This is a genomic window from Micromonospora sp. C81 (genome assembly GCF_018070425.1).
Classification (GTDB): domain Bacteria; phylum Actinomycetota; class Actinomycetes; order Mycobacteriales; family Micromonosporaceae; genus Micromonospora; species Micromonospora zamorensis.
Genome location: NZ_JAGPXS010000026.1, coordinates 25,044 through 49,588, shown reverse-complemented (window position 1 = coordinate 49,588; position 24,545 = coordinate 25,044). Strand labels below are relative to the sequence as shown.

At 71.9% G+C, this 24,545-nt stretch carries 16 protein-coding genes; 4 read left to right on the top strand and 12 right to left on the bottom strand.

Going from position 1 to position 24,545, the window contains the following annotated elements; translation table 11 throughout:
- Positions 1-40 precede the first annotated feature (40 nt).
- A complete protein-coding gene (locus KBX46_RS29590) occupies positions 41-1,588 on the top strand; it encodes a diguanylate cyclase (protein ID WP_088949925.1) in 1,548 nt (515 codons plus the stop codon).
- A gap of 117 nt (positions 1,589-1,705) precedes the next feature.
- Here KBX46_RS29590 and prfA read toward each other — a convergent pair whose 3' ends face one another.
- The gene (prfA, locus tag KBX46_RS29585; protein ID WP_210795244.1) at positions 1,706-2,794 is read right to left on the bottom strand and encodes a peptide chain release factor 1; all 1,089 of its coding nucleotides are present in this window, start codon (positions 2,792-2,794) and stop codon (positions 1,706-1,708) included.
- A gap of 127 nt (positions 2,795-2,921) precedes the next feature.
- Entirely contained in the window at positions 2,922-3,146 is a 225-nt protein-coding gene (gene rpmE / locus KBX46_RS29580; RefSeq protein WP_030333150.1) for a 50S ribosomal protein L31, read from the bottom strand.
- Positions 3,147-3,422: 276 nt separating this feature from the next.
- Between rpmE and KBX46_RS29575 the strand changes: the two genes are divergently transcribed.
- Complete coding sequence (locus KBX46_RS29575) at positions 3,423-4,319, top strand: AAA family ATPase (RefSeq protein WP_210795242.1); 897 nt, start codon at positions 3,423-3,425, stop codon at positions 4,317-4,319.
- A 43-nt stretch (positions 4,320-4,362) separates the two neighbouring features.
- Here the strand turns inward: KBX46_RS29575 and KBX46_RS29570 are convergent, their stop codons facing one another.
- The 10 genes from KBX46_RS29570 to argS form a co-directional block, all read right to left on the bottom strand.
- Positions 4,363-7,857 carry a phosphodiester glycosidase family protein gene (locus tag KBX46_RS29570; RefSeq protein ID WP_210795240.1) on the bottom strand — a complete coding sequence of 1,165 codons (3,495 nt, stop codon included), beginning with the start codon at positions 7,855-7,857 and terminating at the stop codon, positions 4,363-4,365.
- 142 nt (positions 7,858-7,999) lie between these two features.
- On the bottom strand, positions 8,000-10,192 hold the full coding sequence (gene rho / locus KBX46_RS29565; RefSeq protein WP_210795238.1) for a transcription termination factor Rho: 2,193 nt from the start codon (positions 10,190-10,192) through the stop codon (positions 8,000-8,002).
- A 295-nt stretch (positions 10,193-10,487) separates the two neighbouring features.
- A complete protein-coding gene (gene thrB, locus KBX46_RS29560) occupies positions 10,488-11,432 on the bottom strand; it encodes a homoserine kinase (protein ID WP_210795236.1) in 945 nt (314 codons plus the stop codon).
- Between the two features lie 229 nt (positions 11,433-11,661).
- Positions 11,662-12,894: an MFS transporter gene (locus KBX46_RS29555; RefSeq protein WP_088949931.1), complete on the bottom strand. Its 1,233-nt coding sequence runs from the start codon at positions 12,892-12,894 to the stop codon at positions 11,662-11,664.
- Between the two features lie 11 nt (positions 12,895-12,905).
- Entirely contained in the window at positions 12,906-13,724 is an 819-nt protein-coding gene (locus tag KBX46_RS29550; protein ID WP_210795234.1) for a polysaccharide deacetylase family protein, read from the bottom strand.
- 157 nt (positions 13,725-13,881) lie between these two features.
- Positions 13,882-17,157, bottom strand: coding sequence for an efflux RND transporter permease subunit (locus KBX46_RS29545; protein ID WP_210795232.1), 3,276 nt, complete (start codon positions 17,155-17,157; stop codon positions 13,882-13,884).
- A 142-nt stretch (positions 17,158-17,299) separates the two neighbouring features.
- Positions 17,300-18,349 (bottom strand): threonine synthase, encoded by a 1,050-nt coding sequence (thrC, locus tag KBX46_RS29540; RefSeq protein WP_088949934.1) that lies wholly within the window; start codon positions 18,347-18,349, stop codon positions 17,300-17,302.
- Positions 18,350-18,487: 138 nt separating this feature from the next.
- Positions 18,488-19,798, bottom strand: a complete 1,311-nt coding sequence (locus KBX46_RS29535) for a homoserine dehydrogenase (protein WP_172862230.1) — start codon at positions 19,796-19,798, stop codon at positions 18,488-18,490.
- An 8-nt stretch (positions 19,799-19,806) separates the two neighbouring features.
- On the bottom strand, positions 19,807-21,192 hold the full coding sequence (gene lysA, locus KBX46_RS29530; RefSeq protein ID WP_210795230.1) for a diaminopimelate decarboxylase: 1,386 nt from the start codon (positions 21,190-21,192) through the stop codon (positions 19,807-19,809).
- A 1-nt stretch (position 21,193) separates the two neighbouring features.
- Positions 21,194-22,861 carry an arginine--tRNA ligase gene (gene argS / locus KBX46_RS29525; protein ID WP_141910950.1) on the bottom strand — a complete coding sequence of 556 codons (1,668 nt, stop codon included), beginning with the start codon at positions 22,859-22,861 and terminating at the stop codon, positions 21,194-21,196.
- 97 nt (positions 22,862-22,958) lie between these two features.
- Here argS and KBX46_RS29520 point away from each other — a divergent pair, with 97 nt between their 5' ends.
- Together KBX46_RS29520 and KBX46_RS29515 are read left to right on the top strand one after the other, a co-directional pair.
- Positions 22,959-23,768, top strand: coding sequence for a DUF3105 domain-containing protein (locus tag KBX46_RS29520; RefSeq protein ID WP_141910951.1), 810 nt, complete (start codon positions 22,959-22,961; stop codon positions 23,766-23,768).
- 8 nt (positions 23,769-23,776) lie between these two features.
- The gene (locus KBX46_RS29515) at positions 23,777-24,445 is read left to right on the top strand and encodes a DUF305 domain-containing protein (RefSeq protein WP_210795228.1); all 669 of its coding nucleotides are present in this window, start codon (positions 23,777-23,779) and stop codon (positions 24,443-24,445) included.
- Positions 24,446-24,545: the final 100 nt, after the last annotated feature.

The following is a 24,545-nucleotide window of genomic DNA, read 5'->3' as shown; positions in this document are numbered from 1 at the left end:
CGAACAGGTGCGCCCAGCGCGCACGGCAGGAGGTTGGCGGGTGGGCTGGCTCGACCGGGTCGATGACCAGGTTGATGTCCTCACGCACGCCCGCGCACTGCAGGAGGCCAGCCGTTCCGCTGAGTCGTACGTCCTGCTGGAGCGTGTGATCCGCACCACGGCCGACCCGGCCGCGCGAGCGGACGCGCTGGTGCAGCGCCTCTCCGCACTGATCAATCTCGGTCGGACCGCGGAGTTCACCCGGGCCATCGAGGAGGCGTCGGCGGCGGTTCGCGACCTCGCCGAGCCGTACCTGCACGGGCACCTCAACGCGCTGGCCGCGCTCGCCGCCCACCACCAGGGCGCACTGGACCGCTGCGTCATGCACCTCGTCCGAGCCGCCCGCGCCCTGGGTGCGGTGGAGGACCCGGACCGGGACACCGCGTGGGGCTGGCACGACCTGGCGATGGCCTACAGCTACCTCAGCTTCCACGGTTACGCCCTCGGCGCCATCGAGCGGGCCCGGCAGCTCGGGTTGACCGCCGGCATCCCCGAGGAGACGTTCGCCGCGCCGGGCATCCGGCTGCGCAACGCGGTGGCACTGGACCACAACGGCGACAGCGACGGGTGTCTGCGGGTGCTTCGGGACGTGGCCGCCGACCTGGCACGCTTCGTCCGCACCGGGCGGGCCGGCCAGCTCCGCCCGAGCAGCCTCGCCGCGTACGGCTACGCGGCGGCTCGGCAGGCCGCGCTCGGCGACCAGGTGGCGACCACCGGGGAGGCCGAGCCGGCCCGGTTGATCAGCCACGGCGGAGACAGCGCCCGCGCCCGCGACATGCGGCAGCTCGGGCAGGTGTGCCTCGCCGTGGCCGCCGGGCGGCCGATCGAGGCGGTCACCCGGTTGGACACCGTGCACGTGTCCACCGAGACGCTCGGAGCGGCCGAGCCGGCCCGACTGCGCAGCATCGCGCTGACCCGCGCCGGAGACCACCCGGCGGCGCACCGGGCCGACCGCCTGGCGTTCCGGCTCGCCGCCCAACGCAACGACCGGCTGCGGGACGTCTACATCGACGGCATCGCCGCCCGCATCGACCACGAGGAGATGCGCCGCGAGGCGGCGCGGTTCGAGGGCGAGGCGTTGACCGACCCGCTCACCGGGCTGCCCAACCGACGCCGGCTGGAGCGGTACATCACGGCAGTGGTCACCCGGGGCGAGCGGGTGGTGATCGGCGTCTGCGACCTGGACGGCTTCAAGGCGGTCAACACCCGGCACGGCCACCACTCCGGCGACCTGGTGCTGCAACGCATCGCCGGGGTGATCAACCGGGTGATGCGCCGGGGCGACTTCGTGGCCCGCTACGGCGGTGACGAGTTCGTCGTGGTGCTGCCGGACACCGGCATGACCGAGGCCGCCGAGGTGGCCCGCCGGATCGAGGCCGCCGTCCGACTTGAGGACTGGGAGTCGCTGGTGCCGGGCACGCCGGTCGGGGTGAGCATCGGCTTCGCGGAGGTCTCCGGCGGCAGTGGGCTGCGCGACGCGCTCAGCGTCGCCTTCGAGCTGGCCGACCGGGAGATGCTGCGCGCCAAGTCCCGTCCCCGCGCGAGCTGACCGCCAGGGCTCGCGTCGATCAAGGACTTGTGGTGCCTCACCAAAGGCCCACGACGCGACAAACCACCCACCACAATCCCATGATCGACGGCGACGGGTCGCGCGCGGCCGGGCTGCTCAGCGGCGGGTCAGCTCGGTGTCGCCGGCCAGCCGGGCGGCGCGGTCCGCCTCCGTGAGGGCGTCCAGCACCCCGTCCAGCTCGCCGGCGAGCGCCAGGTCGAGGTTGTACGCCGTGTAGCCGATCCGGTGGTCGGTGATCCGGTTCTGCGGATAGTTGTAGGTGCGGATCCGCTCCGAGCGGTCCACCGTGCGCACCTGGGCCTTCCGGGCGTCCGAGGCGGCGGCGTCGGCCTGCTCCTGGGCGGCGGCCAGCAGCCGGGCCCGCATGATCCGCATCGCCTGCTCCCGGTTCTGCAACTGGGACTTCTCGTTCTGGCAGGAGACGACGATGCCGGTCGGCAGGTGGGTGATCCGCACCGCCGAGTCGGTGGTGTTGACCGACTGGCCGCCCGGGCCGGACGAGCGGAACACGTCGATGCGCAGGTCGTTCGCGTCGATGGTGACGTCGACGTCCTCGGCCTCCGGCAGCACCAGCACCCCGGCGGCGGAGGTGTGGATCCGGCCCTGCGACTCGGTGACCGGGACACGCTGCACGCGGTGCACGCCACCCTCCCACTTGAGTCGGGACCAGACGCCGCTGCCGCCCTCCGGCACACCCTTGGTCTTGATGGCGAGCGAGACGTCCTTGACCCCGCCGAGGTCGGAATCCTGCGCGTCGATCACCTCGGTGATCCAGCCATGGCGCTCGGCATAGCGGGTGTACATCCGCAGCAGGTCGCCGGCGAACAGCGCCGACTCCTCGCCACCCTCGCCCGCCTTGATCTCGACGATCACGTCCTTGGCGTCGTGCGGGTCGCGCGGGATGAGCAGCTCGGCGAGGCGTTCCTCCAGCACGGGCAGGGTCGCGGCGAGCGACTCCGCCTCGCTCGCGAAGGACGGGTCCTCCGCGGCAAGCTCGCGGGCCGCCACCAGGTCGGCGCGGGCCTGTTCCAGCTCGTCGGCGGCCTTGTGCAGCGGCACCAGCTCGGCGTAGCGGCGGCCGACCCTGCGCGCGGTCGCCTGGTCGGCGTGGATGGCCGGATCGGCCAGCCGCTTCTCCAGCTCCGCGTACTCGTCGAGGAGGCCGGCCAGACGCTCGCTGCTCATGCTGCGGATGCTCCTTCGACGGTGCGAGCCGGGAGAGCCGGAAGGCCGGCGGCCGGGCGGAAACTGGGGGAAATGCGGACGGCGCCCGCGTCCGGCGAAAAACCGGACGCGGGCGCCGAACGTGGAACTACTTGGCCTTCTTGGCCTGAACCTTGGCGTACTTCTGCTGGAACTTCGCGACCCGGCCGGCGGTGTCGAGAACGCGCTGCTTACCGGTGTAGAACGGGTGGCAGGCGCTGCAGGTCTCGGCGTGGATCGCCCCGCCCTTGGCGGTGCTGCGGGTCGTGAACGTGTTGCCACAGGAGCAGCTGACCTCGGTGGTCACGTACTCCGGGTGGATGTTTGCCTTCATCGCCTCGGTCCTCTCGTTGGTGGTCGCCGGGTCGCCGTCATCGCTCGTCGCGCCGTACGCGACGGGCTCGGGCGTGAACCGGAACCGGTGGCCGATTGACCAGTGTGCCATGGGCCTGAGCCGACCCGGTAATCGGGCCGCACACCTCGTCCGGCATCGTCAACACGTGCCTCCCCGTCCGCATTCCCACCGCCAGGCGGGGCATTCGCCCACCCGGCGGACCGCCACCAGGTGCCCCGCAGGGGGTACGCACGCCGAGCCGGAGGTGCGACGTCGATGACCCGCCTGATCGCCACCCGGGGACTGCCCGCCTCGGGCAAGACGACGTTCGCCCGCACGCTCCAACCCTCCGTGGTCCGGGTCAACCGGGACGACCTGCGCCGGATGCTGCACGGCGAGCGGCTGTTCACCCAGTGGGCCGAGGCCCAGGTGACAGTCGTCCAGCGGGCCCAGGTCGAGGCGTTGCTGAGGGCCCGCGCGGACGTCTGCGTGGACGACACCAACCTGCGCTCACGAACGTTGCGGGACTGGGCTGAGCTGGCCGCCCGCCACGGCGCGGACTTCGAGGTGCACGACTTCACCGACGTGCCGCTGGCCGAGTGTCTGCGCCGCGACGCCGCGCGCCCGGTCGCCGAACAGGTCGGCGCCGAGGCGATCCGTCGGCTGCACGAGCGGTACCTGGAGGGGCGGACCCTGCCGCTGCCGGTGCCGCAGGCCCGCACCGGGCACCCCGCCGTCGTGCACCCGCCGTCGACCGAGCCACCCGAGATCGTGCTGGTGGACATCGACGGCACCGTCGCGCTGGCCGTGTCCCGCAGCCCGTACGACATGACCCGGGTGGGCCAGGACGAGCCGAACACGGCGGTGATCGCGGCGGTCCGGGCGATGCACGCGGCCGGATACGGGGTGGTCTTCTGCTCCGGGAGGGACGCCTCCGCCCGCGCGGCCACCGAGGCGTGGCTGGCCCGGCACGTCCGGGTCCCCTACCTCGGCCTGCACCTGCGTGCCGTCGGCGACTCCCGGAAGGACTCGATCGTGAAGCGGGAGATCTACGACCGGGAGATCAGGGACCGTTACCGGGTGGCCGGCGTCTTCGACGACCGTGTCCAGGTGGTCCAGATGTGGCGGGCCCTCGGCCTGACCGTCTTCCAGGTGGCCGACGGCGACTTCTGAGGTGTCCGGACGGGCCCCGCGCGTGGGGGCCCGTCCGGACAGTTCACCTGGTGACGGTGATGGTGGCCTCGGCACGGGCGCCGTTGACCTCGACCGTCAGGCGTACCGGCGCGGCGGGCCGCAGTGCCGTCAGGGTGCCGGTAGCCGGGTCGAATCGGGCGGTGTGCCATGGGCGCACCCCGGCCGCCGAGCCGATGTGCACTCCCGGTGAGGCCGACCAGTCGGCGCTGACCGGTGCGGCCACCGGGACCGTACGCCCGCCGGGCTGGGCCAGCGTGGCGGTGACCATCGCGGGGGTGCCGACCGCGACGCTGGCCGGGGCGGCCACCGTGAGCCGGTCGACGTGCGCGTGGAACTCCGCGTCCACCCAGCGTGGGCCCTCGGCGAGCGGGTCACGGCGGGCCCGGTCCGCCTCGGTCGAGGTCACCGGGTCCACGCCGAACTCCGTCCAGCCGGTGAAGCCTCCCTGGTCGGCAGGGGTGGACGGCGTCTTGCCCGCATTGCCGTTGATCACGTACGGCACACCGTCGACACGGTCGGCGTGGAAGGTGCCGACGTGCCCGCCCACGAACAGCGCTCCCTTGCCGGTGCGGTGCTGGAAGTCGGCCAGCCACTGCTCCAGCAGCGCCGCCTCCTTGCGGTCGCCAAGCTGGCTGGCCTGCGCCGGGCTGGGGTCGCGGGGCGGGTGGTGGTGCAGGACGACGACCGAACCCACACGTCGGTCGGTGGCCGCCGCGTCCAGCGTCTCGCGGAGCATCCGTACCTGGTCGAAGCCGCCGCCGCGCAGCGTCCCGGTGGACGAGTTCAGCGTGACAAACCGGGTGCCGTTGTGGTCGAACACCCGGGAGGTGGCACCGAACGCGGCAGCGAAGTTGCTGATCGGGGCGCCCATGATCTCGTGGTTGCCGGGCACGTAGTACCAGGGCAGCGCGTCGCCCAGCTCCTCGTCGAGGATCCGCCGGGCCAGCGCGAAGTCGGCCGGGTAGGCGGTGTCCACGAAGTCGCCGTTGATCAGGAGGAAGTCCGGCCGGGCCGCCCGCACCTCGCGCAACGTCCGCCGAGCCTGGGCGACCAGGTCGCTGTCCGGGTTGGCGGCGACGAACTGGGCGTCGGAGAGCACCGCGAACCGCCACGGCGCGCCGTCCACAGTGCCGTCGCGGACCACCACCCGATCGGTACGCGGGGCCACCTCCGGCACGTCGACAGTCGGGGGCACCTTTGCCACCAGGTCGTCGATGATCACCTCGCTGGTGTACTGCGCGGCGGCGTTCGTCTCGGCCACGTAGAAGCGGCGTATCCGCACCGGGTACTGCACCCCGGCCGGCACCGCGAACTCCACGTACCGCCAGCCGGTCCAGGTGATCAGTGGGCCACGCAGCACGTGCTGGGTGTCCTGGGCGTCGTGCAGGTGCAGGCTGGGCCACTCCCCGGTGCCGGTGCCGTGGATCCACATCCCGAAGGCCTGCGGCTGACCGGGCACCTCGATCCAGGCGGGCGGGTCGGCGTACGCGGCCCGCGTGCCGGTGGACTGGCCGAAGTCGTACGACATGCGCAGGCCGGTGCCGGTGTGCCCCGGCGCGGGCGCGACCGACCCGCTGGCGCGGGCCTGGCTGAAGCGCCAGGAAGCGGCGTCGTCGAACCCGGCGACCGGCACGTCGGTCAGGCCGACGGTGACCGGCAGGACCACGCTCGTGCGGCCGACGCGAACGGTCACCAGGCCGGAGCCGGTGTCCCCCAACGCGGCGACGGACAGGTTGCCGTCCCCGGTGGGGGTGATCCGCAGCAGATCCCGGTCGTAGTCGAGGGTGAGGTCGGCCGGCTCGATCGGCGCGGTGTTGCCTTCGGCGTCGTACCCGACCACGCCGACCAGGGCGTTGCCGTCCCGCCCGGTCAGCCCGACCCGCGGCGTGGTGGTGCCGATCCGGGCCAGCGGGCCGAGCACTGTGAGGTTCAGGGAGCCGGTGACCCGTCCCCGTGCGGCGGTGACCGTGCTGGCCCCCGGCGCGCCGGCGTGGAACACGCCGTCACGGTCGACCCGGCCGCGTACCGCCGGGGTCGCCCGCCAGGTGGGGGCACCGGCCGCCGGGCCGTACGTCTCGTCGTAGCCGGATGCGGTGAGGGTGCGGGTCAGCCCCGGGAAGACCCGGTCGGGCCGCCCACCTCGCACCGGTGAGACACCCGGGGCGGCGGTGGGGTCGCTGGCCGTCTCGACCCAGTAGCCGGTGAGTCGCCCGCTGCCCTTCGGCGCGTAGATGGCCAGGCCGTTGGGCACAGCCCGCTCGCTGCCGTCGGAGGGGCCGTTCTCCACCTGCACGGCGGGCGAGCCCGGCTCCCGGGCCAGCAGCGTGGACGATCCGCCGCCATCCAGGTTGAGCGCGTGGTGGGCGCCCAGCTCGGCCATCATCCGGCCCATCTCGGTCTGCGTCACGCCGCGGCTGTCGACCTGACGACCGTCGACCGTCAGCATGATCATCTTTCGACCATCGGCGCTGAACCCGACAGCGGTGCGGGGGGCGAGGGTCGGATCGGCGATGCTCTGCACGACGCCGTCGCGGACCAGGACGTTGCCGCCTCCGACCGCCGCGTGCAGGGTGCTGCCGTCGGAGGGCTTCGGCCGCCAGGCCACCGTCACCGGGTCACCGGCGCGCAGGCCGGCCAGCGCGTCCGCGCCGAGGTCGCGGCCGAGCAGCACGGTGCTGCCTGCGGCGATCGGGCCGCTGCCGGCCACGCTTCCCACCGATGCCACCCGACCGTTGGTCACGGTGACCTCGACCACCCGGGCCGCGCCCTCCACGGCACGCTGCCGGGTGTACGCCCCCCACAGCTCGGTGAACGCGCCGATGCCGTCGGCCTGGACCATGTTGTTGAACTGGGTCAGCGGGACCGGCCCGGTGGGCAGGGTGGCGCTGCCGTCGAAGTTCACCTCGATCACCCGGCCGAGGCCGTTCGTGGTGACCGCCACCGCGTTGCGGTGACCGCTGACCCCGGACTGGATCAGCTCCCCGTCCCGGACGCCCACGCCCTGGGCGGCACCCGAGTTGTTGATGTCGAAGAAGTCGCCGTTGACCGCGGCGACCGCGCGCGACTGGTCCACCGCCTGTCGCAGCGGCTCGGCCCGGCTGACCGCGCCGGAGTTGACGTAGTCGATCGTGGAGCCGCCGGCCAGATCGGTGGTGAGCGCGTCGGCGCGCAGCCAGCCCTCGGCGTCGTACCTGTCGAAGGACGTCAGCTGCACGCCCGGGGCGACCGGCCGGGTGGCCTTCGTGGTCTCCAGCCCGCCGGCCGGCTCCAGACCACCAGCGACGGCGGTCGGGGCGGTCGCGGCTGTCGGGGCGGCGGCCAGGCTGACCGAGCCGGCCGCTCGGGAGGACGCGGGCGGCGCGTCCTCAGCGATCGTGGGTGAGGCCAGGGACGGCGAGGCGACGGTGAATGGGGCGACGGTGGGTGCGGCAGTCGCCGGTGGCGACAGGGCCAGGGCGAGCAGCGGCGTCAGCAGCAGGACGCCGGTGCGGCGGGCGGTTCGTCTGCGGGTACGCATGGACGACAGTCAACCCGGCAATGAATAGAAGTTTCAATACCTATCGACTGAACCGAAGGAAAATTCCATCAGGTGCCGCCCGGAGACATGACGAAGGGGCACGACCGGAGTGGCCGTGCCCCTTCGTCTCACCCGGGGATGGTTACTCCCCCGGCGTCGACTTCGCGATCTGCATCAGGAACTCGATGTTGGTACGTGTCTTCTTGAGCTTGTCGAGCAGCAGGTCCATCGCCGCCTGCGAGTCCAGCGAGTGCAGGACCTTGCGCAGCTTGTGGAGGATGGCCAGCTCCTCCGGCGCGAGCAGAACCTCTTCCTTACGGGTACCGGACGGGTTGACGTCGATGGCCGGGAAGGTGCGCTTGTCGGCGATCTTCCGGTCCAGCTTCAGCTCCGCGTTGCCGGTGCCCTTGAACTCCTCGAAGATGACCGTGTCCGCCATGGATCCGGTCTCCACCAGCGCCGTGGCGATGATGGTCAGCGAGCCACCGTTCTCGATGTTGCGAGCCGCGCCGAGGAAGCGCTTCGGCGGGTAGAGAGCGGTGGAGTCGATACCACCCGACATGATCCGGCCGCTGGCCGGCGCCGCCAGGTTGTACGACCGACCGAGCCGGGTCACCGAGTCGAGCAGCACGACCACGTCGTGCCCCAGCTCAACCAGGCGCTTGGCCCGCTCGATGGCCAGCTCGGCCACCGTCGTGTGGTCCTGCGGCGGACGGTCGAACGTGGCCGCGACGACCTCGCCCTTGATCGACCGCTGCATGTCGGTGACCTCTTCGGGCCGCTCGTCCACCAGCACCACCATCAGGTGGCACTCAGGGTTGTTGTGCGTGATCGCGTTCGCGATCGCCTGCAGCACCATCGTCTTACCCGCCTTCGGCGGCGACTGGATGAGTGCCCGCTGGCCCTTGCCGATCGGCATGACCAGGTCGATGACCCGGGTGGTCAGGATGTGCGGCTCGGTCTCCAGGCGCAGGCGCTCCTGCGGGTAGAGCGGAGTGAGCTTGTAGAACTCCGGTCGACGCCGGGCCTCCTCCGGCTCCATCCCGTTGATCGTGTCCAGCCGCATCAGCGGGTTGTACTTGTCGCGCCGCTGGTCACCGCTGTTGCCGCCCTCGCGGGCCGCCCGCACCGCACCGGTGATCGCGTCACCGCGGCGCAGGCCGTACTTCTTGATCTGGGACATCGAGACGTAGACGTCGTTCGGGCCGGCCAGGTAGCCGGTGGTCCGCACGAACGCGTAGTTGTCGAGCACGTCGATGATGCCGGCCACGGGGACGAGAACGTCGTCCTCGCTGACCTGCGGCTCACGCCCACCGGTGTCGGCACCGGTCTCGGTGCGCTCGCCCCGCCCGCGACGACGGTCCCGGAAACGGCTGCGCCGGCCGCGCCGGCCGCCACCCTCGCCGTCGTCGTCGTCGCTGTCCCGCTCGACACGCTCGACACGCTGACCACGGTCGTTGCGGTCACCGCGGTCGTTGCGGTCGGCCCGCTCCGGACGGTCGTTGCGCTCGGCACGCTCGCCCCGGTCGGAACGCTCCGCGCGGTCGTTGCGCTCGCCCCGGTCGGCACGGTCGCCCCGGTCGTTGCGCTCGCCCCGCTCGGCACGCTCGCCCCGCTCGGCACGCTCGCCCCGCTCGGCACGCTCGCCCCGGTCAGCACGCTCGCCCCGCTCGGCACGGTCGCCCCGGTCGGCACGCTCCGCGCGGTCGCCCCGCTCGGCACGCTCGCCCCGGTCGGAGCGCTCGCCCCGGTCGGAGCGCTCGGCGCGCTCCGGACGCTCGGCCCGGTCCCGGCGATTCTCGCCGCGGTCGGTCCGCTCGCCAGCGCCAGCCTCTTCGGTACGCGCCTCCTCGGCGCGGACCTCGGTCGGACGCGCCTCAGCGGGACGCGCCTCGGTCGGACGGGTCTCGGTCGGACGGGTCTCCGCTGCTGCGGTCCGGCTCCGCCGGGTGCGAGTGCGACCTTCGGTCTCGGCGGCCGGCTCGGCGGGCGCCTGATCGGCACTGCGCCCCTCGGCTGCCGGCCGGTCGGCGGTTTCCCGCACCTCGGCGCGCACCCCCTCACGGGTCGGAGCGGCCGCGGCCGCGACCTCGGCCCGTGGTCGAGGGGTCCCGGCGGCGTTGCCGCCCTGCCGCTCGGAAATCGCGGCGATCAGCTCGCCCTTGCGCATGCGAGCCGTGCCGGAGATGCCGAGCGACGCAGCCAGGCTCTGCAGCTCTGGCAGCAGCATCGCCGACAGACCGGTGCCGCTACGCCGACGACGGGCGGGAGCGGCTGCGGTGGCATCGCCAGCGACGTTGGAAACATCCGACGTCACGTCGGTGGTGTCGCTCAATGGATTCCTTCCCTCGTAAGGCCGTGGCTGCCCGGAGTCGAAACTCAGGTGGCCGGGCGGCCTCGGTGCACCCGCCTCGCAAGGACGCGTCGCGGGAGTCTGTGACACAGCAGCCGGTCGGTATCCCGACTCACCAACGTCGGTGAGCAGGTCTCGCCGTCTGCGGCGACCTGTGGAAACTGCGGTGCGGCGTGGGCCTTGGCAGGGGTAGACGGGCTGACCGCCGAGAGCTTCGGGGGTGCGCCGCCCCGCAGGAGATCGCGTGCTTCGCGGCTGTGCTAGGTCTAGAGCGTAATCAACTCTTCCGACCTGCGGCAACAGGGTCCCGCTCGGCGTGTCCAAGTCTACCCCGGGCAACCCGTGCGCCGCTGACGTCTATCGGTAACTGCCAGATCTGCCAGTCTGTTCCCGCTGGGAAGCTCGCCGGAGGCTCGCTGAGCGCCAGCACAGTCGGCCCCGCACCACTGACCACAGCCGCCACACCGGCCGCTCGCAACGCCTTGACCAGGGAAGATGTCGCTGGCATCCCGGCTGAACGGTAATCCTGGTGGAGCCGGTCGACCGTGGCCGGCAGCAGCAGGCTCGGGTCGGCGGTGAGCGCGTGCACCAGCAGAGCGGCCCGCCCGGCGGTCAACGCAGCGTCGCCGTGCGGCACGGTGGCCGGCAACGCGGCCCGGGCGGCGGCGGTCAATCCGCGTTCGGCCGGTACGAAAACAATGGGCCGCACCCCGTCGGCGACCGGCAGGGACACCGCCCGGGCACCGGTCGGCTCGGACCAGGCCACCGTGAAGCCGCCGAGCAGGCAGGGCGCAACGTTGTCGGGATGACCCTCGATCTCGGCCGCCACACGGAGCACGCCCGCCTCGTCCAGCCGGTGCTCCCCATCGGTGACCAGGGCGCGGGCCAGCAACACCCCCGCGACGATCGCGGCGGACGAGGACCCGAGCCCCCGCGCCTGGGGGATCCGGTTGACACACTCCACGCTCAACCCCCCGGGGTGGGCGCCGAGCACGTCGAAGGCAGCGCGCATGGCCCGCACCACGAGGTGCCGGTCATCGTCGGGCAGCTCGCCGGCACCCTGCCCGGTCACCGTCACGCGGACCCCGGCCGACGTGACCTCGGCGGCCAGGTCGTCGTGGAGCCCCAGGGCGAGACCCAACGCGTCGAAGCCAGGGCCCAGGTTGGCGCTGGTGGCGGGGACCCGGACGCGAACCGGCCCGGCGGTGAAGTTCGTCGGCACGCGCTCATGGTAGGGCCTGTTTCATAAGGGCGGTCGAGCCGAGGCGGAGTCCGGGCGGCGACCCGGCAAGGCGCGGTTTCGTCCGGATACCGGTGTTGTATCGGAACGAAACCGCAACGCCGCCGGTCGTCGTCCGGGCCCGCCGCAGGCCGGCCAGTCCTTGTGAAACAGGCCCCAGGGCCAGGGACCGACGATCCGGTCCCCCGTCCGCAGCCTGGGACCGCCCGGTTCAGCCGACCGGCTCGGGGGTCGCGTCGGTGAGCGAGAGCCGACGGGTAGCGATCCGCCAGCCCACCGCGTACACGAGGGTGATCAGCCCGCAGCCGGCGAGCACGACCCGTTCGTCCACCACGTCCACCACCATGGCCACCGCCAGTTGGCTCACCGAGATGGCCAGCGTGGCGAGCATCATGTCGGTGGCGAAGACGCGCCCCCGCAGGTGGTCCGGGACCTCACCCTGGAGGGCGAAGTTCGATATCACCCAGTTGCTACCGCCCGCGAAGTGCGCCAGGAAGACCAGCAGCAGCACCAACGGAAACCAACGGACCACCGATGCGCCCAGGTAGGACAGGCCGTAGAGCGACATGGACAACGCGAGCGCGGGCAGCAGCCAGGCTCGGTTGGTCAGCACCCGACGCATCAGGATCGGCCCCACCAACGCCCCGGCGCCCCGCACCGCGAAGAGCAGGCCGGCACCGAGCGGGCCGACGCCGTACACGCCGGCCAGCAAGGGGAACACGGTCAGCACGCCGTTGCCCAGGCCGACCGCCGACTTGACAGTGACCAGCGCGAGCACCCGAGGCCGGTGCCCGATGTAGCCGAGCGCCTCACGGACCGCCGCCCAGGTCCGCTGGGCCGGTCGGGTGGTGTCCCGGGGCGCCTGCAGGGGCCGGCGGATCCGGGTCGCCAGGCCCGCAGCCAGCGCCAGGCCCACCGCCGCCACCCAGAAGCAGACGTACGGGCCGGCGACGGTGCTGAGGACGCCGCCGAGCGAGGCGCCGACCACGGTCATGGTGCCCCAGGCGGAGCCGGCCACGGCGTTGCCGGCGGCCAGCTCGTGGGGCTCCAGCACGTTGGGCAGCGCAGCCTGGGCGGCCGGTGAGTAGAACGCCTTGGCGACCGCCACCACGCCGATCGCGACCAGCGCCAACCACGCCGTACCCGCGCCCCGAACCCCGAGCAGCAGCAACACGCCCGCGAGCGCTGCCACGTTCGCGGCGATCATGATCTTTCGCCGGTCGAAACGGTCGGCGATCGTGCCCGTGTACGGCAGCAGCAGCGCCACGATGCCGGTGTCCACGGCCAACACCAGTGCGCCCCAGACTCCGCTGCCGGTCAGGTGGGGCAGCAGCACCAGCAGGGGCACCATGACGAACCAGTCGGCGCCGAAGACCACCAACTCAGCGAGGAAGAGGTTACGGAAGCTCCGATTGCCGGTCAGAACCGAGAGGGTGGACGCCACGGAGCGCGACCCTACCTGTTCGGAACGGGCGCTACACCTGCTGCCAGCAGCGCGGAGACAGTGACGAATGTGTAGCCGCGCGACCGAAGTCCGTTGATCATATCGGTCAGTCCGCGCAACGCGACCAGCCGCCGACGCGCTCCCACGTCGTGGCCGAGCACGATCGTTCCCGGTCGGACGTTGGCCACGATCCGTCGGGCGTGGCCGGCCGGGTCGCCGGGGAACTCACGCTCCACCATCTGCAACGACCAGAGCACGAGTCGGTAGTCCAGCCGGGCCGCCGCGTGCAGCACCGCCCCGCCCAGGTGGCCGTACGGTGGGCGAAGCAGCCGGGGCGGTACCCCCGTCACGTCGGCGATCGCGTCGTGGCTGCGACGAAGATCGTCGTACGCCTCGGTGGCGTCCAGTTCGGCAAGGTCCCGGTGTGCCCAGCTGTGGTTGCCCACCTCGTGCCCGGAGAGCCGGTCACGGATGACGTCGGCGTGCCGCCGGACCTGCGTCCCGACCAGGAAGAAGGTGGCCGGGACCCGATGCTCGGCCAGGGCCTCGAGCACCATCGGAGTCCACTGTGGCGCGGGGCCGTCGTCGAAGGTGAGGGCCACCAGTCGCTGCCCGGTCGGCACCGACCAGACGACCTCCAACGCCCCGCCGCCGACGCCCTGGTTCCCGTCGTCAAAGGTGGCGCCGGCGGGGCCGCCGGCGAGCGGCGTCCGGCGATGGGTGCCCCACCACAGCTCGGACGTCGCCGTACCGATGGCCACACCGCCGACGATCAGGACGCCGCGGCGCAGGAGTTCGCGCCGCGCCCACCCGCGCGCACCCTCGGCCATCCGCCCGTCCTGCGTCACCCCACCCCCAGTCACTTACCTGGAGTATGCAAGACGTGACGCGCAGTGCCGAGCGCGGCGGATCGGAGTGTCTCGACCGATCAACGTGGAAACGCCCCCGGCAGAACCCTGCCGGGGGCGTTCCTCGATGCGGTCCGACCTACTCGGTCGGCTCGGACGGAGGCAGCGGCGAGGTGCGGCTACGGGGCAACCGCAGCACCTCGAACTGGTCCGTGCCCTCCACCAACGCACCCGACGGGGCGGGACGCCCGGCCGGCTGCGCACCCCCGGCCGCCGCCGGGACAGGCGCGGCGCTCGGCACCGCTACCTGATTCGGGGCAGCCGCCTCGTCGGTGTCCGCCGTGGGCACCGCCGGGTCACCGGAGCGCCGCCGACTACGCCGAGCCCGCAGCGACTCCTTGGTGTTCTCCACCATCGTGTACAGCGTCGGCACCAGGATCAGCGTGAGCAGCGTCGAGCTGAGCAGGCCACCGATCACCACGACCGCCAGCGGCTGAGAGATGAAGCCGCCCTCACCGGTCAACCCGAGCGCCATCGGCAGCAGCGCGAAGATGGTCGCCACCGCGGTCATCAGGATCGGACGCAACCGGCGCCGGCCACCCTCGACCACCGCCTCCTGGACCCCCATGCCCTGCGCACGGTACTGGTTGATGAGATCGAGCAGCACGATGGCGTTGGTCACCACGATGCCGACCAGCATCAGCACGCCGATCAGCGCCGGCACGCCGAGCGGCGTCCCGGTGACCAGCAGCAGGCCGATCGCGCCGGTCGCCGCGAACGGGATGGAGATCAGCAGAATCAGCGCCTGGGTGAGGCTGCGGAACGTGGCCACCATGATCAGGAACACGATCGCGATCGCGGCCAGCACCGCCAGACCCAGATCACCGAACGCGTCTGCCTGGTCCGCGCTGACCCCACCGATGGTGAAGGTCGCTCCGGGTACGTTGATGCCGTCCAGCCGCTTCTGCAGCTCCTGGCTCGTCGCACCCAGGTTCGAGCCGGTCGCGGCGCCGGTCACCGACACACTGCGCTCACCGTCGATTCGGCTGACCTGTTGCGGCCCCTCGCCCTGCGTGACCTGCGCGATGTCACCCAGCTTGACCGGCCCGACCGGCAGTGCCCGCAACTGCTCCACCGACATCGGCGGCTGCGTACCCAACCGCAGCACCACGTTCTGCTGCTGGCCGTCGAGCGTGACCTGACCCAGCGGCGCTCCCCGGAACGCCTGCGACACGAGCTGCCCCACGGCGGCCTCGGTGAGCCCGGCCCGACCGGCCGCGACCCGGTCGACGGTCACGTCGACACGCGGCACCTGCGCGGCAAGGCTGGTGGTGACATCCTCGACGTCCGGCACGCCGGCCATCGCCGTACGGGCCTCCTCGGCGGCCCGGGTCAGCACCTCCGGGTCACTGGCCTGGACGATGACCTCCAGCTGGCTGGTCGACGCCTCCTGCCCGCCGCCGAAGCTGATCTCGCCCAGTCCGCTGCCGAGCTTGTCGAACTCCTCGCGCAGCACCTCACGCATCTGCTTCGCGTCGGTGTCGCCGTCGAGCGCCAGCGACCAGGTCGCGATGTTGTTGCCGCCGCCCCCGAACGGGTTGTCCCCGCCGCCGGCGGTCACCTGGTACGTCGTTACGCCCTCGGTACGGGACAGCACCGACTCGACCTGCTTGGCCGCCGCGTCGGTGGCCGCCAGGCCACTGCCGGCCGGCAGTTCCTGGCTCATGTTGAGGGTGTCCTGGCCGGAGTCGTCCAGGAAGTTGGTCTCCAGCTTCTGGGCGAGGCCGAAGGTGCCGAAGAGCACCAGCAGACCGAGCCCGACGGTGATCCAGCGGGTCGACCGCTTGCGGGTGGCGAACCCGATCACCGGCAGGTAGGCCCGCTGCAACGGGCTGCGCAGCTCCTTCTCCTCCGCGCCGCGCCGCACCGCCTCGTCGTCCGCGGTGCCGCCGCGCGGCTTGAGGAACCAGTACGCGAGGACCGGGATCACGGTCAGCGACACCAGCAGCGAGGCGAGCAGGGCCACCGTCACGGTGATCGCGAACGGCGCGAAGAGCTGGCCCACGAACCCGCCGACCAACGCGATCGGCGCGAACACCGCCACGGTGGTGAGGGTGGACGCGGTCACCGCGCCGGCCACCTCGCGGACGCCGGTGATGATGGCGTGCCGCTTCTCCTCGCCGTACTCCAGGTGTCGTTTGATGTTCTCCAACACGACAATCGAGTCGTCCACCACCCGGCCGACCGCGATTGTCAGCGCGCCGAGGGTGAGCAGGTTGAGCGAGTAGTCGCCGATCCACAGGGCGATCAACGCCACCAGCACGGAGAGCGGGATGGAGACGGCGGTGACCACCGTCGAGCGCACCGACAGCAGGAAGACCAGAATGACGATGACCGCCATCACCAGGCCCAGCAGGCCCTCGGTGGTCAGCGACTCGATCGACTTCTCGACGAACGGCGCCTGGTCGAAGACCACCGTCAACTCCGCGCCGGAGGCGTCCTTCAGGTCGTCGAGCCGGTCGCGGATATCGTGCGAGATCTGCACCGCGTTGCCGTCCGGCGCCGCGGTGACCGCGATGCCGAGGCTGTCCTTGCCGTTGGTCCGGGTGATCGCGGTGGCCGGAGCCAGTTGCTGCTCGACGCTCGCCACATCAGCGAGACGCACGGGCCTCGCGCCCGGGGAAACCACGATGCCGCGCAGGTCGTCCAGGGTGGCGATCGGCGTGCCGACCTGCACCGGAAGGGACAGGGCCCCGTCGGTCACCGCGCCGGCGGGAACCGCCACGCCGTTGGTCTTCAGCGCCGCGCCGATCGCCGTCGGCTGGACCTGCGCCGCGGCCAGCTTCGCCGGGTCCGGGGTGACCAGCACGACGTCGTCGCGGGCGCCGGTCACCTCGACCGTGCGAACCCCCTCGACGCCCTCCAGCTCCGGCACCACCGCCGTACGCAGCTTCTCGGCCAGCGCCCGCTCGTCCCCCGTGCCGGTCGCGGCCAGCACGACCGCCGGAAGATCGTCGGTGCTACCGGCGATGACCTGCGGGTCGACGCCCTCCGGCAGTTGGGAGTCGATCCGGCTCAGCGCGGTCTGCATCTTGTTGACCACGTCGTCCAGGTCGGTGCCGAACTCGTACATCACCTGGACGGTGGCCGAGCCCTCGCGGGACGTGGAGGTGACCTGGTCCAGCCCCGGAATGCCCTGGAGGGCGTTCTCGATCGGCTCGGTGACCTGCGACTCTACGATCTCGGGGCCGGCACCGGGGTAGGGGGCCACGATGAACGCGGCCGGGAACTCGAGCGACGGCAGCAGTTGCTGCTTCAGCGACGGCACGGCGAACGCTCCGAACGCCGTAATCACCACCGCGATGAGGGCGACAAGCCCTCGGTTGGCGAGGCTGAATCTGGCGAGCAGCGACATCGGCCTGGTTCACTCCTGAACGAGAATGCGGGCGGGGATACGTGAAAGTGTGCCCGACACGATCACCAGAACCCCCGCCGCCCCCACGCCCGCCCCGCAAACCGGCCGGCCTCCGCCGGTCACCGACCGGGCGGTGGCGCGTTCAGGCCAGGTCGAGGGCGCGGGCCGCGGCCATCGGGTCGTTCGCGATGGTCAACGGCGCCGGCGCGGTGGAGATCGCCCACTCCGGGTCCTTCAGACCGTGGCCGGTCACCGTGCAGACCACCGTCGATCCGGCCGGCACCGCGCCCGCCGCGGCCTGCTGGAGCAGACCGGCCACGCTGGCCGCGCTGCCCAACTCGACGAAGACCCCCACCTCGCGGGCGAGCAGCCGGTACGCGGAAAGGATCTCCCGGTCGGTCACCGCGGCGATCAGGCCACCGGAGGTGTCCCGGGCGTCCAACGCCTTGGTCCAGCTCGCCGGGTTGCCGATCCGGATCGCCGTGGCGATGGTCGACGGCTCCGGCACGACCTGGCCGGTCACGATCGGGGCCGCACCGGCGGCCTGGAAGCCGTACATCTTCGGCGTCCGGGTGGTGGTGCCGGCGTCCCGCTCCTCCGCGTAGCCCATCCAGTAGGCGGAGATGTTGCCGGCGTTGCCCACCGGCAGGCAGTGGATGTCGGGCGCGTCACCGAGCGCCTCGACGATCTCGAAGGCGGCGGTCTTCTGACCGTGCAGCCGATCGATGTTGACCGAGTTGACCAACGCGACCGGGTGGTCCTGGGCCAGCTTCGCGGCGAGCGACAGGCAGTCGTCGAAGTTGCCACTCACCTGGAGGAGCTTCGCGCCGTGCACCAACGCCTGGGCCAGCTTGCCCAGCGCGATCTTGCCCTGCGGCACCAGCACCGCGCAGGTCAACCCCGCCCGGGCCGCGTACGCCGCAGCGGAGGCGCTGGTGTTGCCGGTGGAGGCGCAGATGATGGCCTTGTTGCCGGCCTCGACCGCCTTGGACACCGCGAGGGTCATCCCCCGGTCCTTGAACGAGCCGGTCGGGTTGGCGCCCTCCACCTTGAGGTGCACGTCACAACCGGTCCGGGCGGACAGCACCGGCGCCGGCAACAGCGGGGTGTTCCCCTCGTGCAGCGTGACGACCGGCGTGGCCGCGGTGACCGGCAGCCGATCCCGGTACGCCTCGATCAGACCCCGCCACATGTCGTTCTCCTCGCCTCTACCGCCGCGCCGACCCGGCATCAGGGTCACCTTGGACCAGCCTGCCCGAGCCGTCTGTCGCACACCCCGGCTTACCCACCTGGCGGGACGCGCGAGCCGTCCCGTCGATGGTCCAACGACTCAGGCGCCGCCCTCGACCCGCAGCACGCTGGTCACCGAGCGGACGATGTCCAGACCACGCAGCTCACCGACGGTCGCGGCGAGCGCGGCGTCCGGCGCGACGTGCGTGACGATGACCAGCTCGGCGTCGCCGTCCCGGCCCGGGGACCCGCCCGCCGAGCCCTGCCGTACGGTCGCGATCGACACGTCGTGCCGGGCGAACACGCTCGCCACCGAGGCCAGCACACCCGGGCGGTCGGCCACGTCGAGGCTGACGTGGTAACGGGTCAACGCCTCGCCCATCGGCCGGACCGACAGGTCCGCGTATGCGCTCTCGCTGGCCGCGCGCACCCCGGCGAGCCGGTTGCGGGACACCGCGACCACGTCACCGAGCACGGCGCTCGCGGTCGGCGCACCCCCGGCGCCCCGGCCGTAGAACATCAGCTGCCCGGCCGCGTCGGCCTCCACGAAGACCGCGTTGAACGCGTCACCGACGCTGGCCAGCGGGTGGCTGCGCGGGATCATCGCCGGGTGCACCCGGACGCTGACGGTCTCCCGACCGCTGGCGTCGACGCCTCGGGCCGCGATGCAGAGCAACTTGATCGTGCAGCCCATCGCCTGGGCGCTGGCCATGTCCGCGGCGGTCACCTCGGTGATGCCCTCGCGGTGCACGTCGGCCGCGCCGACCCGGGTGTGGAACGCCAGCGAGGCGAGGATCGCCGCCTTCGCCGCCGCGTCGAAGCCCTCGACGTCGGCGGTCGGGTCGGCCTCCGCGTACCCCAGTGCGGTGGCCTCTTCGAGGGCCTCGGCGAAGCCGGCGCCGGTCGCGTCCATGGCGGAGAGGATGAAGTTGGTGGTGCCGTTGACGATGCCGGTGACCCGGTTGATCCGGTCACCGTGCAGCGACTCCCGCAACGGGCGCAGCAGCGGGATGGCCCCCGCCACGGACGCCTCGTAGTAGAGGTCGCCGCCGCCCTCGGCCGCTGCCTCGTGCAGAGCGACGCCGTCCTCGGCGAGCAGCGCCTTGTTGGCGGTGACCACGCTCTTGCCGGCGCGCAGCGCCTCGACCAGCCAGCCTCGGGCCGGCTCGATGCCGCCGACCACCTCGATCACCACGTCCACGTCGTCACGCTTGATCAGGCCGAGCGCGTCGGTGGTGAACAGGTCCTCGTCGACCGGCAGGTCACCCCGGTCACGGCCGAGCCGACGGACGGCGATGCCGGCGATCTCCAGCGGAGCGCCGATCCGCGCGGCCAGGTCGGCCGACTGCTCGTGCAGCAGACGGACCACCTCCTGGCCGACAGTGCCGCAGCCGAGCAGCGCCAAGCGCACAGGTGACGTCATCCAACATCCAATGCGAGCAGGTCCTCTTCGGTTTCCCGCCGGACGATCAGGCGCGCCTGGCCGTCGCGTACCGCGACCACCGGTGGCCGGGGTACGTGGTTGTAGTTGCTGGCCATGCTCCGGCAGTAGGCACCGGTGCCGGGCACCGCGACAAGATCTCCGGCCTGCACGTCGGCGGGCAGGAATTCATCCTTCACCACGATGTCCCCGGACTCACAGTGCTTTCCCACCACGCGGGCGAGCAACGGCTGCGCGGTCGAGGCCCGCGAGGCCAGCGTCGCCGAGTAGGACGCGTCGTACAGGGCGGTACGGATGTTGTCGCTCATCCCGCCGTCGACGCTGACGAACGTCCGGATGCCGTCGAGCTCCTTGACCGTGCCGACCTCGTAGAGGGTGAACACGGCCGGCCCGACGATGGCCCGCCCCGGCTCGATCGACAGGTGCGGCACGGCCAGGTTCTCCGCCGCGCACTCCGAGTCGACGATCTTACGAAGCCGCTTGGCCAGGTCCTGTGGTGTCGCCGGGTCATCCTGGGAGGTGTACGCGATGCCGAAGCCACCGCCGAGGTCCAGCTCGGGCAGCTCCACCCCGCGCGCGTCGCGGATCTGCGCCTGGAGGGCGAGCACCCGGCGGGCCGAGACCTCGAAGCCGCTGGCATCGAAGATCTGCGAGCCGATGTGCGAGTGCAGACCACGCAGCTCCAGCACACCCTCGTCGAGGATCTTGAACGCGGCGTTCGCGGCGGCACCGCCGGCCAGCGAGAAGCCGAACTTCTGGTCCTCGTGGGCGGTGGCGATGAACTCGTGGGTGTGCGCCTCCACGCCGACAGTGACCCGCACCAGCACCCGAGGCCGAACCCCCCGCTCGCGGGCCAGCGCGGTCAGGCGGTCGATCTCGGTGAACGAGTCGACGATGATCCGCCCCACCCCGGCGTCCAGCGCCCGGGACAGCTCGGAGGCCGACTTGTTGTTGCCGTGGAAACCGATCCGCTCCGGCGGCATCCCGGCCGACAACGCGGTGGCCAGCTCACCCCCGGTGCAGACGTCCAGGTGCAGGCCCTCCTCGGCGATCATCCGGACCACCGCCCGGCACAGGAACGCCTTGCCCGCGTAGAAGATGTCCTCGGTCGGGAAGGCCGCCCGGAAGTCGCGGCAGCGCGAGCGCAGGTCGGCCTCGTCCAGGACGTACACCGGGGTGCCGAACTCTGCCGCGATGTCGCGGACGCTCAGGCCCGCGACGGCGACCGCGCCGTCGGCCCCCCGCGTCACGCTGCGCGGCCACAGCGCCGGCATCAGGGCGTTGACGTCCTCGGGGGTACGCAGCCAGGCCGGCCCCTGCTTGCTGATGTCCGCGTGCAGCGCACCAGCCTCATGAGCCCGCATGTCACATCCTCTCGGGAGCGGAGACGCCGAGCAGGTGCAGGCCGTTGGCGATCACCGTGCGGGTGGCGTTGTTGAGCCACAGCCGGGCGCGGTGCAGGTCGGTGACCTCCTCGTCGCCCAGCGGCAGCACCCGGCAGTTGTCGTAGAACCGGTGGTAGGAGGCGGCGACGCTCTCCTCCAGGTAACGGGCCACCCGGTGCGGTTCCCGCAGCTCGGCGGCCGTGGCCACCACGGCGGGGAACTCGGCGAGCGCCTTGAGCAGCTCGTTCTCCTTCTCGTGGTCGAGCAGCTCGGGACGGAACGCGTCCCCGTCGCCCGGGACCAGCCCCACCTCGGCGGCGTTGCGCGCCACGCCCGCGGTCCGGGCCGCCACGTACTGCACGTAGTAGACCGGGTTGTCGCGGGTCGCCCGGGTCCACAGCTCGATGTCGATGTCGATTGGGGAGTCGCTGGAGTAGCGGGCCAACGCGTACCGGGAGGCGTCCACGCCGATGGCCTCGACCAGGTCCTCCAGGGTGATCACGGTGCCGGCCCGCTTGCTCATCCGCATCGGGGCGCCGTCGCGCAGCAGGTTGACCAGCTGCCCGATGAGGATCTCCAGGTTGCGCTCCGGGTCGTCGCCGAAGCAGGCGGCCATAGCCTTCATCCGGCCGATGTAGCCGTGGTGGTCGGCGCCCAGCATGATCACGACCCGCTCGAAGCCGCGCTCGCGCTTGTCCAGGTAGTAGGCGCAGTCCGCGGCGAAGTACGTCCACTCGCCGTTGGACTTGCGCAGCACCCGGTCCTTGTCGTCACCGAAGTCGGTGGTGCGCAGCCAGGTCGCGCCCTCGGACTCGTAGAGGTGCCCCTGCTGACGCAGCCGGTTCAGCGCGAGGTCCAGCTCACCGCGGTCGTGCAGGTCCTTCTCGTTGAAGTAGGTGTCGAACTCCACCCCGAAGTCACGCAGCGAGGAGCGGATCTCGTCGAACATCAGCGCGACGCCCTCGACCCGGAAGACCTCCTGGGCGGCGTCGTCGTCGAGGGTCCGCACCTCCGGCCGGCGGGCCTGCACCTCGGTGGCGATCTCGGCGATGTACGCCCCGCCGTAGCCGTCCTCCGGCGCCGGCTCACCCTTGGCGGCGGCGAGCAGCGACCTGGCGAACCGGTCGATCTGCGAACCCGCGTCGTTGAAGTAGTACTCCGTGCCGACGTCGGCGCCGGTGGCCCGCAGCAGCCGGCTCAGCGCGTCACCGACGGCCGCCCAGCGGACCCCGCCGATGTGCACCGGCCCGGTCGGGTTGGCCGAGACGAACTCCAGGTTGATCTTCTCGCCGGCCAGCCGGTCGCTGCGGCCGTACTCCGCGCCGGCCTCGACGATCACCCGGGCGAGCTGACCGGCCGCAGCCGCGTCGAGCCGGATGTTCAGGAAGCCCGGCCCGGCGATTTCGACCGATTTGACGCCCGATGCCCGGCCCAGCTCGTCGGCCAGGGCCGCTGCCAGCTCCCGAGGCGGGACGCCCACCTTCTTGCTCAACTGCAGCGCGAGCGTCGAGGCGTAATCGCCGTGCTCGGGGTTGCGCGGTCGCTCCACCACCGTGCTCGCCGGCAGCGCGGCGCGGTCGAGCCCACGCTGCTCGAAGACGGCGTGGGCGGCGGCGAGGACGACCGAGGCTAGTTCTGCAGGAGTCACCCAACCATGTTATCGGGGGTAGACTCGGGCACTCGGCGGCTCCCCTGCGCGTCTACCGGCCCGCCACTCCCCTGACCGACCGACTTGACGAGGCACGATGAGCATCAGCACCCCGGGTGGCCCTGAGCGCCGCCCGACCGTGGTCAGCACCGGCAAGAAGCCGGCCGCCGGCCGGCCCGCCGCCGGCGCCAAGGCCGGTTCCGGCAAGCCGACGGGCAAGCCGGCGGGCTCCCCCCGGGCAGGTGGCAAGGGCCCTCGTAAGCCGGTCACCCCGGTCAAGGTGAGCCAGGGCCGCGCCTGGGGCCCCATCGCACTCTTCGTCGCGGTGGGCGTCCTCGCGGCCGGCATCATCGGCTACGGCGCCTGGGCGTCGTTCCAGGGCTCCAAGCCGTGGGACAAGCGGGCCAACGCCATCGACGGCATCGCCAACATCCGCAAGTCCGACCCGGACAGCCTGAAGTACGAGTCGCACAAGTCGGGTCCGCTGACCTGGAACTACTCGCCGCCCGTGGGTGGGGTGCACAACGCCGCCTGGCAGAACTGCATGGGCGACGTCTACGACGCCCCGATCGCCAACGAGCACGCGGTGCACAGCCTGGAGCACGGCGCCGTGTGGATCACCTACCGCCCCGACCTTCCCAAGGACCAGGTCGACAAGCTCGCCGGCAAGGTGCGGGGCGTCGAGAAGACGCTGATGAGCCCGTACGAGGGCCTGGACAAGCCGATCTCGCTGCAGGCCTGGGGCTACCAGCTCAAGGTCGACAACGCCGACGACTCGCGGATCGACGAGTTCATCAAGGACCTGCGGGTCAACGCCTCCGTCGAGGGCCCGACGGCGCTCTGCAACACGGGAATCACCGCCACCGGCACCACGCCGCGTGAGCTCCAGCAGCAGCCCACTCAGTAAGGACGGCGATGACTGCCCCCGCCACCACCGACAACGAGTACGACGACACCCCGGCCGTCCCGGACGAGGACGGCCGGGCCCCGGCGTCGCGCTACGGCGTGCTGGCGCTCGCCGTCATGGTGGTGGTGGGGTTGCTCCTCGGGTACGCGGGCGGTCTGCTCACCCCACGCCTCACCCGACCCGGTGACGCGTCGGTCGAGGCGGGCTTCGCCCGGGACATGACGTCCCACCACGCGCAGGCGGTGGAGATGAGCCTGATCGCGTACCGGTCGGCCACCCTCCCCGAGGTGCGACAGATCGCCGTCGACATCGCCACCGGGCAGCAGGGCGAGATCGGCGCCATGCAGACCTGGCTGCGCGAATGGGACCTGAGCCCCACCGGGTCACAGCCACCCATGTCGTGGATGTCCGACGGAGCCACGGTCAAGAACGGGCTGATGCCGGGGATGGCCACCCCGCAGCAGATGGCCGCCCTGCGCGACGCCAAGGGCATCGAGGTCGACCGACAGTTCCTGGCCCTGATGTACGCCCACCACCTCGGCGGCATCCACATGATCGACGCGGCCCTCGGCGAAACCGACAACGACGAGGTGCTGCGGGTGGCTCGGACGATGAAGGCCACCCAGCAGACCGAGCTGAACAACCTCCGGCAGCTCCAGGCGCAGGCCAAGGGCTGACCGACCCACGGGCACACCGGGCCCGCGTCACCGCCACACGATGGTGGGACGCGGGCCCGCTCCATACGGCCCCCACCCATGCCCCCGGCCCACGTCCAGC